We start from the raw sequence: 14,030 nt of genomic DNA on the forward strand, positions 1-14,030 counted from the left end.
GTTACGAATGTAAACTTTTAATTATTGTTGCCAATTGCTTTGTTAATTCTTTTCTATGAAATTGTTGAATGTTATTTGATTTTACAACTAATTTTCCTGATTTATATTGTTGATAGAGTTCTAAAACTTTTGTTTTTAAATTTACTTTATCATCAAAATGAATAACTTCTCCAGTATTGGTATCTTTTAAAACTTTTGAGACATCTCCTTGAGTTGGTGCCAAAGCCAAAATAGGTCTATTTGCAGTTAAATACTCGAATAATTTACCTGTTAAAATGCCTTCTGATTTTTCTACATTTGGTATTAACAATAATAATACTTGTGCTTTTTTCTGGTATTTAATTGCTTTTTGATGATGAACATAACCGATGAAATTAGAGTTTTCTATTAAATTGTTATTTTGAATTTCTCTTTTTACTTCATCAGAAATATCTCCAATCAAATTCAATCTTAAGTCCTTTTTAAAAGCAGTGTTTTCCAAACAAATCTCTTTTAGAACATTTAAAAAAGTTTTAGGGTTACTTTGTTGGGGCAATAAACCAATATAAGAAATAGAAAATTCGTTATCTAAAAAATTTGGTTTTAAACTTAATACTTCATTATCAAAACCATTTGTAATAACCTCAACTCTATTGGCAATTTTAGAAAACTCATTTTTTAATGTATTGCTAACAGTTAATATACAATCTGAACTTTGTAAAACTGATTTTTCTAGTTTTCTATTTCTTTTTTTAGTAAAAGAAAACTGGTTAAAATCTTTATTATAATACAAATCTGACCATGGGTCTCTGAAATCCGCAATCCATTTAATCTTACTCTTTTGATGTAATTTTTGCGCAATTAAATGCATACTATGTGGTGGTCCTGTAGATATAATTACATCAATTTCACTAGATTTTAAAAAGCTCTGTAAAAATTTTACTGATGGTTTTACCCAAAATATTTTTGGATCAGGAATAAAAAAATTACCTCTAATAAATGAAAGTAAACCTCCTTTACTAACGTTAGAAATTCCTTTATCATCTATTTTATTTTTCTTCCAAAACAATAGATCTGTTGGTTCCCAAATAGATTTTTTTAAAACCATTATATCTTTTGGAATTTCTTTTAATAAAGAATCATCAGTCTTAGGATAATTTGGATTATCTATTGTATAAATAATTGGCTCAACACCATACGCTTTTAAGTATTTTGCAAACTTCAACCAACGCTGAACTCCAGACCCACCCGCTGGTGGCCAATAATATGTAATGATTAAAACTTTCAAGAAGATAAATTATCGTATAAATGTAGGAGATTTTTTGATGTATGCTTCCATGAAAACTTATTTTCTATGAAATTTTTACCATTTTCACCTAATTCTTCACTCAATTTTTTATTATTGTAAAGCATCATTATTTTTTCTGAAAAATCCTCAATATCTTTTTCTTTATGAACAAGCCCAGTTTTGTTGTCTTCTACTATTTTTTTTTGAGCAATTGCATTACTTACTAACAAAGGTTTCCCAAAACTCATATATTGAAAAATTTTGTTAGCGTATGCGACATCATGCTGTTTGTTTCTATGCAGGGGAGAGATGCAAATTTGGCTTGCTTTTATGTAAGATTGAAATAAAGAAACATCTTGCCAACCTTCAAAATCTACAAACTCTTCTAAACTTTGCTCTTGCACTTGTTTTTTTAAAAAAACATCTGTAGTATTTTTGCCAACAATAACTAATTTTATATTTTTAATGTTATTTTTTAAATTTACGATAGCAGAAATAGCTGTTTGCAAACCTCTTCTTAAATGGGTATCTCCTAAATAAAGAATAACAAACTTGTTTTTATATTTTTTTAATATAGATTCTTCTAATCTGTAATTTTTGTAAAAAGACTCTCTAATTGTGTTAGGAACTAAAACTAGCTTATTAACGGAAGAAGGAATTCTTTTTTTTATAGTTTCTAAAAATTCTGGAGAAACAGTTATTACCTTGTCTGATTTCTCAATAAACTCCTCTTCTTTCATTTTCCATTTTTTAGGAGAAATAATATATTTTCCAGGGAATTTTTGAAGATGAGGATATAGCTTCATTACCTCTGGCATATTATCGTGTAAATCTAAAACAACAGGTAATTTAAATTTTTTATTAACGCTAAAAACAGCTGCTCCTATTCTAATGTCATGAATGTGTATTACTTCAACTTTAGTATCTTCAATAAATTGATGAATCTTTTTTTTCATAAACCAACCGTATAAAGGTATTGTATATGATAAAGCAGATAGTTTATACTCAAATTTGTTAGATAAATATCTCTTAACTTTTATTTTATTAATTATTTCCGAATCTAATTCATCAAAATATTTTAAACAAAAGAGGTAAACTTCATGCCCTTTGTCTATTAAAGAAATCGCTTCATTTTCTACTCGAGGATCTGTTGGAAAAGTAGCGTCAAGTATCATACCTATCTTCATAACCAAAGTAAATATAGAAAAAGTAAATTGAAGAATAGAATAAAAAACAATAAAAAAGAGAGCCTACAAGGCTCTCTTTTTTAAATAAGTTTTCTTTTTCATAACAACTATTTCCTGTTACTATTCAAAGATAGTTAATAAAGTTAACATTTATTAAAGAATACATTTATTGTATTGTTCTTTTTATAAAAAGCATACTTTTATCAATAAAAAATATTCTATAATCACCTTTTTTAATTATCATTGTAGAAATGACTACGTTTAAATACATAATTAGATTTTTAGGAAAGAATTCTGCATTATTTTTCTTTTTTATTTATATACAGTCTAGTTATAACCAAACAAATAAAATAGATCAATTTCACTTAGATAAATTATCTTTTTTTACAGATACAAATAATGATAGTATCTTGTTTTACGCTAAAAAACTTAAGAAATCTAAAAAACCTTGCAACTTTTATCATGCTTTAAACATGGAAGCTAAGGCATTTTACCAAAAAGGTTTAATAGTTCTGGCCGAAAAAAAAGTTAATTTGGTATTAAATGAAATAGACCACAAGAATGAATATTGCTTTAAGAAGAATAAAATCACAGCTTTAACTAGGTTATTTTGGATTTATAAAAATAAAAAACAGTATCAAAAAGCATTTGATGCAATAATAAAAAAAATCAATGTTTTAGAAAGTCTTGACATAAAAGACAATTATTATCACGCAAATTATCTTTCAACTCAAAACAACTTAGCAATTATTAAATCTGTATTGGGGTTTCATGTTGAATCGAGAAAAATATTAAAGGATATGATTCCTTTATTACCTAAAATATATAGTAATTTAAATAATGGAGATTATTACCATAAATTATTTAAATCTTCAACATTTAATCTAATTGCAGAGTCATATTTAAAATCAAGCATTAATAATTTTAAATACCTTGACTCAGCTAGTTATTATTTTAGAAAAGCTTTTGAAGTCGCTAAAACATTTGTACCTCCTCATAAAAATACTGAAACACTTTATTATCTTAGAGAAGCTGAAGTTTTCATCGCAAAAAAAGAATATCGAAAATCTCTAAATCTTATTCAAAAGTATAGTAAAAATTCTAAAGAATTTAATACTTCTCAGAACATAAATTCTTTAAAAGCAATTTGTTTTTTTAATTTACAAGTAAAAGATTCTACACTTCATTATTCAAAATTATACCTTCAAAATTTTGACAAAAAAAACAATAATAAAAAAAGGTTAATTGCGATCTATAATATCCTATCAAATCAATACTATATAGGAAAACAATTAGATAGTGCTTTTAAATATTCTGAATTAACTATAGCTGAATTAAAACTTTTAGATAAAAGCAAAAATGAAATCAATAAATCTCACTATTTGCATAATTACAATGATATTAAAAAGCTGAATAGAAGTATTCTAGAAAAAGAGAAGAATAGTTTTAATACATCTATTTTTATTATCTCCATTATTATATTAATTTTCGTGTTGTTTTTTTCTTTTATGTTAAAAAAAAATAGAGTAATCTCTAAAAATTTAAATGCTATAAAAAAGCAGAACTCTACTCAAAAAAAAGAATACAATATTGACAATCAACTAGAAAAAGAAATACTAAAAGGGATAATAGATTTAAAGAGAAACAACTATTTTTTGGAGACAGGCTTTAATATTCAAAATTTAGCCAATCAATTGAATACAAATACATCATACTTATCTTATATTATTAATAAGGAATTCAATAAATCTTTTAAAGAATATCTAATACAACTTAGAATTGAATACCTCATTGAGAAATTAAAAACTAATAAAGAGTATAAAAAATTCACCATTAAATCTTTAGCTGAAGAAGTTGGTTACACTAATGCTTCAGCATTTACAAGAGCTTTTAAAAAGTATAAAGGCATTACTCCTTCAGAGTTTATTAAGGGCTTAAATCAATAAATTTTATTTCTATTCAATAATTAGTCTTTTATTAACGATTCCTGAACTCGTAATAAGATTTAAAATATAAATTCCTTTAGATAATTTTTTAACATCAAATTCTTTCTGATTCATTTGATAATCTAACCGATATTTCTTTCCATTCATATCATAAAGATTTAGGTGATGAATAACTTTAGACGTTTCGATTTGAAATTTATTTCTTACTGGATTTGGAAATATTGAAATATTATTATCTTTTTGTAAAGAAAGAGAAACTTTCGATAAAGTTTGTAAATTATATAATGATTTAACATCTTTTTCTGTCAAAGCTCTATTCCAGTAAATGAAATCATCCAACATTCCTTTAAAAAAGTAAGGAGATAAATTCGTATTAGAATCCTTTCTTCCCAAACTTCCCGAATTCTTAGAATACCTTAATCCATAATTACTATATCCACTATAATGACCTTGATCATTTACACCGTTAATATAAATTTCCATATCATGCTTATCTTTTATTACGAAGACAAAGTGATACCATAAATTTGCCATCAATTGTGAAGATCCAACTTTACTTCTCCTATTCACACTTGTAGTATTCCCTGTATTATCACCATAAGAAATAGCAATTTTACCTCCCGATAAGCTTGACCATACACCAGTATGATTATCTTCTGCAAAGTCAGTAGTAAAAGAGACAGATTCTTCGTTACTCAAATTATCAAATTTAATCCACAAAGCAACAGAAAGGGGTAATTCTGGTTTTAATTCAGATAAGTTGGGTAAATCTATAAACGAATTTATACCATTAAAATAGGCTGATGAATTATCATTTCCTTTTCTATCTTTGACATAAATTATTTCATTATCATTTCCATCATGATTATTAAGACTTGAATCTTTTACATTATTATTAAACTTATAGTGCAATAAAAGTCCGTCGGTTATATTATTTTGAGAAATAGTATTATAACTCAAAAATAAAACCACTAAAATTAAAATAATCTTTTTCATAATTTTTATTTAAACTATTTTTTTTCGCCAAAGATAAATAGATAAAATGTAACCTAAAAACAATAAGGTGTAAGAAAATAATGAAATCCACTTTCCTTTCTGAATCACTTTTGGCTCAAATTTAAACTCAATTTTATGTTCTCCAGCAGGAATTTTCATTCCTCTTAAAACATAATTCACTCTAAAATGTGGTGTCAATTTTCCATCTAAATAGGCATTCCAACCATCTTTGTAATAAATTTCAGAGAAAACAGCAAACTGTTCTTTTTGAGTTTTTGATTGGTAAGTTAATGAGGTAATTTTATAATCTGTTAATTTTATTGATGCAGTTGAGTCTTTAGAAATATTAAATTGAATTTTTCTTTTGATTTTACTTTTATCTAAAACTGCGATATCTTTAGTTTCTAGAGTATCTAAAGCTTGTATTTCATCATTAGCAGATTTAACCACATGAACACGCTCTACAAACCATGCATTACCATTTGCATCAGTATTTAACTGAGCTTTTACCTTACCTCCTTTATCTGGAACAATATAATACTTGGTATTTAACATATTTAAAACCTCCATATTATTTTTTAATATTTGATGGTCGTACAATTCTTGATACCTACCTAACTTCGCTGCATGATAACCTCCAATAGAATTATGAAAATAAGAAGTACTTCCATCATTCATAGGATTTACTGTAAAATTACCCACTCTAAAGTGTGTTTTATCTTGCATTATAACTTTATCAGCTTGAGAAGCTACAAAAGGTTTTTCTACTTTTCTAGATAATTTAAAATCATCTTCGTTTAAATATTTTTTATTCACTGATATTAAATCAAACAAAAGAATAACTGCTAAAGCAAATATTGCATAATGTTGTTTTAATTTATTTTTTAATAACATCCACAAAATACCTGCAGAGAGTAACATTAAAATTAAAGAACGAATAGTATCTGCAAACAACATCGATTTTCTGTCAGCAATTATAGCATTTTTTAGCCCTAATAACTGGCCGTATTGAGTATCTCTAATACCTTCAAAAGTTGAAAAACCATGAGCTAATAAAAATCCTAAGATAATTACCCCTCCAAAAGCATAAACTGCTTTTTTTAATCCTTCTTGCTTTTCAGCAGAAGTAACATTTGATGAAAAAAATGCTTTTAATGCCAAAATTCCTAAAACTGGCACACATAATTCGGCAATAATTTGTATCGATGAAACTGCTCTAAATTTATTGTATAAAGGAAAATAATCAATAAAAAAATTGGTTAACACATCAAAATTACGTCCCCAACTCATTAATATCGAAAAAATAGTAGCAGATACTAACCATTGTTTTAATCGTCCTTTTATTAAAAAAATTCCTAAGAAAAATAAGAAGAAAACTACAGCACCAATATATGCAGGAGCTTCTACAATTGTTTGATCTCCCCAATAAGTAAATACCTGTTTAGAATAATCTTTAGCCGCTTTTTTTCCTGCTTTCTTCTCTATAGATTTGTAGAAATTAGAGTTTTCATCTAATTGTTCTATAGTACCTCCTCCCATGTAACGCGGTACAAACAAATTAAATGTTTCTAATTTTGCATAACTATATTCGGTAATATATGCTTTATTTAACCCTTTTGTAGCTTTCTTTTTACTCCCGTCCGGATTGATTGTTAATTCAGATTTTCCTCGAGTACTATTGTCAGCATATTCTTTCATTGCCATTAATCGAGGTGCATTAGCCCCTATACCCAAAACAACTGCAGCAATTATAACAACAGCTTGCTTTACAAAAACCGATGTATTCTTTTCTTTAATCGCATATATTAATTCTACAATTCCTAAAATTAACAAACAAAACCCTAGATAATATGTCATCTGTGGGTGATTAGTATAGATTTCTAAAGCCATTGCTAATCCTGTAACAATAAACCCTAATATATATTTCCGTTGAAAAACCCATAAAACACCAGCTAAAACTAAAGGCATATATGCAATTGCGTGTGCTTTTGCATTATGACCAGGAATAAAAATGATGATTAAATATGTAGAAAAACCAAAAGCCAATGAGCCTAGTATTGCTAACCTCCATTCAATTTTTAAAGCAATCATTAACACAAAAAAGCTTAAAAAATAAAGAAATGTATAATCTGCTGGTCTTGGTAAAAAACGTAATGACCTGTCTATAATTCGAACAAAATCATTTGGGTAATAAGCGCTTATCTGATAAGCTGGCATCCCGCTAAAAGAAGCCCCTGTCCAGTAAGGTTCTTTATTATTTTCTGCTCTATAATCATTAATATCTTTCACCATTCCTTTAAACTGAGTGATGTCGGACTGATTTAATTGTTGTCCTTTTAAAATAGGATGAAAGTAAATTACAGAAGCCAAAACAAAAACTGTTATAGCAACTATATAAGGTATAAATTTAGTGAATTTCATAGTTAATCAATTTCCTCAAAATCAACGTATTCTCCAACAGAATCTTTACTTTGTTGCTGATTTCTTGGTTTTTTATCTATTACGGTTTCTCCTTCTGGTACAGAAGATTTTTGTTGCTGCCCTCTATATTGTTGTTGCGCTTTTTTCTGAATAGTTTCTGCTGCTTTTTTCATTAAGAAAGGTGCAAATAATCTAGCTAAAAACTTAAAAGCATAATAAAATATAAAAATATAAAGAATCGTTTTAAATAATCCTGCCAACATAATCTTATTTATAAAAATCAATCAAAAATAACAATTTTGAACGCAATTGATGCGTTATCAATCTATAAAACTTTCACAAACCGAAAAAAGTATGTTTTGCTTTTAAAAAATAGCATTTTTAAACTATGTTTGTGACAAATGATAAGCATTTTACAAAAACGTATCATAAATTTATGAAGCATTTTTTTTTAAATCTCTTTTTTACTTTTTGTTTATTCGGATTTTCATCTATACAAGCACAATATACAGATGTAATCAACTCTAACAAACCTGGTTTTTCTGAGAGCCCTTATAGTGTTGGTAAAGGTATTTACCAGTTAGAAAGTAATTTTTTATTTAGAAACACTTCGATTGAACCTACTTTTTCGAGACCACAGTCTTTTGGTGCAGATTTTTTATTTAGAACAAGTTTTTTGTTAGAAAAACTAGAATTTAATGCTCAAGTTACTTACCAAAGAGATAAAATTGCTTTTAAAAATATTTTTACTTCTCATTATTTTTCATCGGGTTTTAGTCGATTTACTATCGGAGCAAAATATTTACTTTATCAACAAGAATACACCGATAAAACAAAAGAGGTAAGAAGTTGGAAAAGAAGAAATGCTTTTGATAAAAAACGATTAATACCCTCTGTGGCTCTTTATTTGGGCATGAATACAGATTTTGTTTCCGAAGTTTACAAAACTGGTAGTATTACACCAAAAATCGGAATTCTATTACAAAATAACCTAAGTAATGATTTGAATATAATAACCAATTTTTACTATGATAATGCTGGGACAGATTTTGCTTCGTTTTCTTATATCGTAACAGCTACTCAAAATTTTAGTGATAGATGGTCTGCTTTTTTAGAAAATCAAGGTATTTATCAAAAACTCCTAACTGCTAATAATTTAGGTACAGGTTTAGCATATTTGTTCACGGAAAACCTTCAAATTAATGCCTCTGGAAGATATCTAATTGAAGGAAATGCTAAAGGTTTTTATGGTGGATTAGGCGTATCTTATCGAGTAGACAAACATCAAGACTCTTTTATCAACTTAGATGAAAAAGGTAAACAAATAAAAGATACACCAATAACGAGGTACAATAAAAAACAAAAAGCTGGTTTTTTCTCACGGCTTTTTAGTATTTTTAAGAAGAAAAGAAATAGAAAAAGGCCTAAAAGGAAGAGAAAAAGAAATTAACTTGTATAATTTATGATTACACTAAAAAAAGTTACTTCTAGAAAAGAAATGAAAGATTTTGTTCGCTTTCCTTTTTCTTTATACAAGAATAATAAATATTGGGTACCTCCAATTATAAAAGACGAAATTGATAATTTTGATCCGACAATAAATCCTGTTTTCGAAAATGCTGATGCACAATTTTTTGTAGCTATTAAAGATAAAAGAATTGTTGGTCGTGTTGTGGCAATTATCAATTGGTTTGAAGTTGAAAAACAACAAATTAAAAAAATGCGCTTTGGTTGGTTTGATGTAATTGATGATATTGAAGTCACAAAAGTTCTTTTAAACAAAGTAAAAGAAATAGGCCTTGAGAATAATCTTAAATATATAGAAGGTCCTGTTGGTTTTAATAATTTAGACAAAACAGGTGTTCTAATTGATGGGTTTGATCATTTAGGAACCATGATTACTTGGTATAATCATCCTTATTATAAAGATCATTTAGAAGAATTAGGCTTTGTAAAAGAGAAAGAATATTTAGAAAATAAGTTTAAATTTAAAAATGTAGATGATGTTTATTTTGATAGAATTAGCAACATCATTAAAAGACGTTTTAAACTAAAAGCCTTAGATTTCACAAAAACTAAAGACATTATGCCTTATGTAGATGAAATGTTTGAAGTTTTTGACAAAACCTACTCAAAACTATCTACTTACGTTCCTATTTCTGACGCCCAAATTGCTTTTTTCAAGAAAAAATACATTTCATTTATCAATCCAGAATACATAAAGTTTGTGGTTAATGAAAACCAAAAACTAGTTGCTTTTGCTATTGTGATGCCCTCTTTTTCTGAAGCATTACAAAAAGCAAACGGAAAATTATTTCCCTTTGGATTATTTCATTTGTTAAAAGCTAGAAAACACGCTAAAGATGTTACTTTTTACCTAATTGGTGTTCATCCAGATTACCAAAACAAAGGTGTTCATGCTATTATTTTTGATCAATACACAAAAACTTTTAAGCCACTAGGAATAGACAACTGTATAAGAACCCCTGAACTAGAAGACAATGAAGCTATAAATAAACTTTGGAAAGATTTTAATCCTGTTACACACAAAAGAAGAAGAACTTATAGAATGAGTATTCAGTAATTCAGTAGAAGTTGGAAGTTGGAAGTTGGAAGTTGGAAGTTGGAAGTTGGAAGTTGGAAGTTGGAAGTTGGAAGTTTACAAAAATGAAAAACGCTACCAAAAAATGTCATTTCGAAATATTTTTTTTTAAACGATAGAGAACTCTCAACTTTAAAACTTTGTACATTTGAAACTTTAAAAACTTTGCAACTAATAAATAAATGCAACTATTTTATAATGCTGATATTTCTTTAAAAACTAAACAAATTACTTTCGATAAAATAGAAAGTAGGCATATTGTTCGTGTTTTACGTAAAAAAGAAAATAATATTCTAAAAATTACCAACGGAAAAGGGTTTTTGTTTGATGCGAAAATTGTAATTGCAAGCGACAAAAAATGTTTGGCAGAAATTATCAATTTTAAAGAAAAACAAAAACCTTGGAACTATTATTTACACATTGCTATTGCTCCAACTAAAAATAATGACAGAATTGAATGGTTTTTAGAAAAAGCCACAGAAATTGGTATTGATGAAATATCACCTATAATTTGCCAAAATTCTGAACGAAGAATTATAAAATTAGAACGATTTGAAAAAATTATTCAGTCTGCAATGAAACAATCTTTAAAATTTACATTACCAAAATTAAATAAACCAATAAAGTTGAGTCAATTTATAAATCAAGAGTTTGATGGAAAAGTTTGTATTGCACATTGTGAAGAAGGTAAAGATAAAAACTTAATAAAATCTGTTTTAAAACCATCAGAAAAAATAACAATTTTAATTGGTCCAGAAGGTGACTTTTCTTCTGAAGAGATAAAAAAATGTTTAGAAAAAGACTTCACTCCTATTTCTTTAGGCGAAAGTAGATTACGCACAGAAACTGCTGGCTTAGTTGCTGTTAATATAGTTTCTTTTATCAATCAGTAACTTTTCCTTATCTTGCTTTCAATTCTTATTCAGAATAATAAATGAAGCAAATCTTATTTCTACTTTTTATATTATTTTCTATTTTTAGTTACGCCCAAGATGTTGCCATTTTAAAATACAATGGTGGTGGAGATTGGTATGCAAACCCAACTGCAATTCCGAACTTAGTTGAGTTTGCAAATAAAAACATTAAAACAAATATTTCTAAAAATCCACAATCTGTAACAGTGGGTAGTGAAGACATTTTTAACTTTCCACTATTATTTATGACAGGTCATGGAAATGTATTATTTTCTGATGACGAAGTAAATAACCTTAGAAACTATTTAATTTCTGGCGGATTTTTACACATTTCTGATAATTATGGTTTGGATAAATTTATTAGAAGAGAACTCAAAAAGGTATTTCCTACTCTTGAGTTTAAAGAAATCCCAACGAATCATCCTATTTATAATCAGACATTTAAATTCCCTAACGGAATGCCAAAAATTCATGAGCACGACAAAAAGCCTGCACAAGGTTTTGGTTTATTTTACCAAGGTAGACTTGTTGTTTTTTATGACTACCAAACCGATTTAAGTGATGGTTGGGAAGATGAAATTATACACAACAATCCAAAAAGTGTTCGCGAAAAAGCACTAAAAATGGGTGCAAACATTATTGAATATGCTTTTAAAAATTAGTCCATATATAGATATTGATGACATTAAAATAAACTTTGATACAGAAGGTTTATGGGTTTTAAACATTGCTATTGCCATTATTATGTTTGGTGTGGCTTTGGGTATTACCACCGATGATTTTAAGCGATTGTTTAAAAATCCTAAAATTGTTTTTGTTGGGGTTTTATCTCAATTTTTTTTATTGCCAGCTGCAACTTTTTTAGCGATTTTAATTCTAAAACCTCATCCTAGTTTTGCTTTAGGAATGATGATGATTGCGGCTTGTCCTGGAGGAAATGTATCTAATTTTTTCAGCAAAATGGCTGGAGGAAATGCAGCATTATCAGTTAGTTTAACCGCTTTTGCTACATTGATTTGCATTTTTATGACACCTTTTAACTTACAGTTTTGGGGAAGCTTATATGAACCAACCAACGATATTCTAAAAACAGTTTCTTTAAATCCATATGATTTATTTAAACTAGTTTCTTTAATTTTAGGAATCCCCTTAATCTTAGGCATGCTTATTAAAAATTACCATTCTGAAATGGCCGGTAAAATTGAAAAAGTATTAAAACCACTTTCTATGTTGGTTTTTATTGCGCTTATTTTTATTGCTTTTTCTCAAAACTTAGATGTTTTTGTAAATCATATTCATCATGTTTTATTTTTAGTCATTTTTCATAATATTTTTGCTTTTATCTTAGGGTTTTATACAGCAAGAATTTTTGGCTTAGATAAAAAAGATAGAAAAACTATTGCAATCGAAACTGGAATTCAGAATGGTGGTTTAGGTTTATTATTAATTTTTGGCTTCTTTGAAGGCTTAGGAGGAATGGCTTTATTAGCTGCATTTTGGGGAATTTGGGATGTTTTTTCTGGTATGGCTTTGGCTACATACTGGGGAAATAAAGCAAAAAATGAAGCTAAAATCGCTATCTCTAATTCAGATAAATAACCACATAATTTTGAAAACAATTTGGTATTACTTTTGGAAATTATTTTTAAAAATAGGCCTACATTTTTATTCCAAAAAAATAATAGTTTCTGGTAAAGAGCAAATCCCTAAAAAAGGAGCCGTTTTATTTATGGTAAATCATCCCAATGGATTAATAGATCCATTAATGGTAACCACACATTTGCCAAGAATAAATCATTATTTAGTTAGAGCTGCTGTTTTTAAAAAACCTTTGATAAAAAAGTTTTTGGGTACCTTAAACCTAATGCCAATATACAGAATTCGAGATGGAGCAAGTCAACTAGGTAAAAACCAAGAAATTTTCGAAAATTGTTTTGAAATTTTTAAAAAAGGACAAACCTTGATGATTTTCCCAGAAGGAAGTCACAATCGAAAAAGAACCATAAGACCTTTAAGTAAAGGTTTTACAAGAATCGTTTTTGGAGCTTTAGATAAATATAAAGATTTAAAGATTACTATTATCCCTGTAGGATTAACCTATCAAAATGCATCTCAATACCCAGCTAAAGTTGCAATTAATTATGGAACACCAATTTTAGTAAATGATTTTTACAATCCCAAAAAAACAAATATTTCTGTGGTTCAATTAAAAAACGAGGTGAGTTTTCAGTTAAAAAAATTGAGTGTTCATATTCCTGATGATGAATCCTATAAAGAAGTTTTAGCAAAACTCAACAAAGCTAATGTGGATTTTACACAAGTAGAATCTGTCAATAAAATGATTGTAAACCAAAGTTTTCTTGAATTAAAACCTAAAACTACCCATTACTTAAAACCTTTATTTTACTTGATAATTATTAATAGCTTATTGCCATATATAATTTGGAAAATTACCTCTAAAAAAATTGATGAAATTGAATTTATTGATACTTTTCGATTTGGATTAAATGCTGTAACTTTTCCTGTGTTTTATATATTTCAATCTTTGATTATTCAATCTTTTTGGGGATGGAGAATTGCAGGAGTTTATTTTTTTATTTCACTTTTACTAATCTTAATACATAGTAAATTTTCTGTCACAAACTCAGAAGTTTAAAGTTGGCAAATAAGCTTAATTTAGATAACAGCAATTGTTTG

General features: G+C 27.4%; 12 protein-coding genes. 7 read left to right on the forward strand and 5 right to left on the reverse strand.

Annotated features, from left to right (window positions below; genetic code table 11):
* Nucleotide 1: 1 nt before the first annotated feature.
* Together DIS07_RS00445 and DIS07_RS00450 are read right to left on the reverse strand one after the other, a co-directional pair.
* Nucleotides 2-1,267 (reverse strand): glycosyltransferase family 4 protein, encoded by a 1,266-nt coding sequence (locus tag DIS07_RS00445; protein WP_109403251.1) that lies wholly within the window; start codon nucleotides 1,265-1,267, stop codon nucleotides 2-4.
* The gene (locus DIS07_RS00450; protein WP_109403252.1) at nucleotides 1,264-2,454 is read right to left on the reverse strand and encodes a glycosyltransferase family 4 protein; all 1,191 of its coding nucleotides are present in this window, start codon (nucleotides 2,452-2,454) and stop codon (nucleotides 1,264-1,266) included. The genes DIS07_RS00445 and DIS07_RS00450 overlap by 4 nt, the downstream gene beginning before the upstream one ends.
* A 251-nt stretch (nucleotides 2,455-2,705) precedes the next feature.
* On the opposite strand from DIS07_RS00450, the gene DIS07_RS00455 reads away from it, so the two are divergent.
* The gene (locus tag DIS07_RS00455) at nucleotides 2,706-4,400 is read left to right on the forward strand and encodes a helix-turn-helix domain-containing protein (RefSeq protein WP_109403253.1); all 1,695 of its coding nucleotides are present in this window, start codon (nucleotides 2,706-2,708) and stop codon (nucleotides 4,398-4,400) included.
* A gap of 9 nt (nucleotides 4,401-4,409) precedes the next feature.
* Here DIS07_RS00455 and DIS07_RS00460 read toward each other — a convergent pair whose 3' ends face one another.
* The 3 genes from DIS07_RS00460 to DIS07_RS00470 are packed head-to-tail and all read right to left on the reverse strand — an operon-like array spanning nucleotide 4,410 to nucleotide 8,080.
* Nucleotides 4,410-5,396, reverse strand: a complete 987-nt coding sequence (locus DIS07_RS00460) for a LamG-like jellyroll fold domain-containing protein (RefSeq protein ID WP_109403254.1) — start codon at nucleotides 5,394-5,396, stop codon at nucleotides 4,410-4,412.
* A gap of 9 nt (nucleotides 5,397-5,405) precedes the next feature.
* Entirely contained in the window at nucleotides 5,406-7,817 is a 2,412-nt protein-coding gene (locus DIS07_RS00465; protein ID WP_109403255.1) for a YfhO family protein, read from the reverse strand.
* Nucleotides 7,818-7,819: 2 nt separating this feature from the next.
* Nucleotides 7,820-8,080 (reverse strand): DUF4834 family protein, encoded by a 261-nt coding sequence (locus DIS07_RS00470; RefSeq protein WP_109403256.1) that lies wholly within the window; start codon nucleotides 8,078-8,080, stop codon nucleotides 7,820-7,822.
* A gap of 173 nt (nucleotides 8,081-8,253) precedes the next feature.
* Here DIS07_RS00470 and DIS07_RS00475 point away from each other — a divergent pair, with 173 nt between their 5' ends.
* The 6 genes from DIS07_RS00475 (at nucleotide 8,254) to DIS07_RS00500 (ending at nucleotide 13,989) form a co-directional block, all read left to right on the forward strand.
* The gene (locus DIS07_RS00475) at nucleotides 8,254-9,267 is read left to right on the forward strand and encodes a transporter (protein ID WP_109403834.1); all 1,014 of its coding nucleotides are present in this window, start codon (nucleotides 8,254-8,256) and stop codon (nucleotides 9,265-9,267) included.
* 12 nt (nucleotides 9,268-9,279) lie between these two features.
* Nucleotides 9,280-10,401, forward strand: a complete 1,122-nt coding sequence (locus tag DIS07_RS00480; RefSeq protein ID WP_109403257.1) for a GTP cyclohydrolase — start codon at nucleotides 9,280-9,282, stop codon at nucleotides 10,399-10,401.
* Between the two features lie 200 nt (nucleotides 10,402-10,601).
* Nucleotides 10,602-11,312 (forward strand): 16S rRNA (uracil(1498)-N(3))-methyltransferase, encoded by a 711-nt coding sequence (locus DIS07_RS00485; protein ID WP_109403258.1) that lies wholly within the window; start codon nucleotides 10,602-10,604, stop codon nucleotides 11,310-11,312.
* A 41-nt stretch (nucleotides 11,313-11,353) separates the two neighbouring features.
* The gene (locus DIS07_RS00490) at nucleotides 11,354-11,995 is read left to right on the forward strand and encodes a DUF4159 domain-containing protein (RefSeq protein WP_109403259.1); all 642 of its coding nucleotides are present in this window, start codon (nucleotides 11,354-11,356) and stop codon (nucleotides 11,993-11,995) included.
* On the forward strand, nucleotides 11,979-12,932 hold the full coding sequence (locus tag DIS07_RS00495) for a bile acid:sodium symporter family protein (protein ID WP_109403835.1): 954 nt from the start codon (nucleotides 11,979-11,981) through the stop codon (nucleotides 12,930-12,932). The genes DIS07_RS00490 and DIS07_RS00495 overlap by 17 nt, the downstream gene beginning before the upstream one ends.
* A 10-nt stretch (nucleotides 12,933-12,942) precedes the next feature.
* Nucleotides 12,943-13,989 carry a lysophospholipid acyltransferase family protein gene (locus DIS07_RS00500; protein WP_235869066.1) on the forward strand — a complete coding sequence of 349 codons (1,047 nt, stop codon included), beginning with the start codon at nucleotides 12,943-12,945 and terminating at the stop codon, nucleotides 13,987-13,989.
* Nucleotides 13,990-14,030 lie beyond the last annotated feature (41 nt).

The sequence above is a fragment of the Polaribacter aquimarinus genome, from assembly GCF_003129485.1.
Taxonomy (GTDB): domain Bacteria; phylum Bacteroidota; class Bacteroidia; order Flavobacteriales; family Flavobacteriaceae; genus Polaribacter; species Polaribacter aquimarinus.

What these genes read in the sequence shown, in the direction of transcription:
- DIS07_RS00450 (WP_109403252.1), bottom strand. Translation starts at nt 2,454, where the DNA reads ATGAAGATAGGTATGATACTTGACGCTACTTTTCCAACAGATCCTCGA.
- DIS07_RS00455 (WP_109403253.1), top strand. Translation starts at nt 2,706, where the DNA reads ATGACTACGTTTAAATACATAATTAGATTTTTAGGAAAGAATTCTGCA.
- DIS07_RS00460 (WP_109403254.1), bottom strand. Translation starts at nt 5,396, where the DNA reads ATGAAAAAGATTATTTTAATTTTAGTGGTTTTATTTTTGAGTTATAAT.
- DIS07_RS00465 (WP_109403255.1), bottom strand. Translation starts at nt 7,817, where the DNA reads ATGAAATTCACTAAATTTATACCTTATATAGTTGCTATAACAGTTTTT.
- DIS07_RS00470 (WP_109403256.1), bottom strand. Translation starts at nt 8,080, where the DNA reads ATGTTGGCAGGATTATTTAAAACGATTCTTTATATTTTTATATTTTAT.
- DIS07_RS00475 (WP_109403834.1), top strand. Translation starts at nt 8,254, where the DNA reads ATGAAGCATTTTTTTTTAAATCTCTTTTTTACTTTTTGTTTATTCGGA.
- DIS07_RS00480 (WP_109403257.1), top strand. Translation starts at nt 9,280, where the DNA reads ATGATTACACTAAAAAAAGTTACTTCTAGAAAAGAAATGAAAGATTTT.
- DIS07_RS00485 (WP_109403258.1), top strand. Translation starts at nt 10,602, where the DNA reads ATGCAACTATTTTATAATGCTGATATTTCTTTAAAAACTAAACAAATT.
- DIS07_RS00490 (WP_109403259.1), top strand. Translation starts at nt 11,354, where the DNA reads ATGAAGCAAATCTTATTTCTACTTTTTATATTATTTTCTATTTTTAGT.
- DIS07_RS00495 (WP_109403835.1), top strand. Translation starts at nt 11,979, where the DNA reads ATGCTTTTAAAAATTAGTCCATATATAGATATTGATGACATTAAAATA.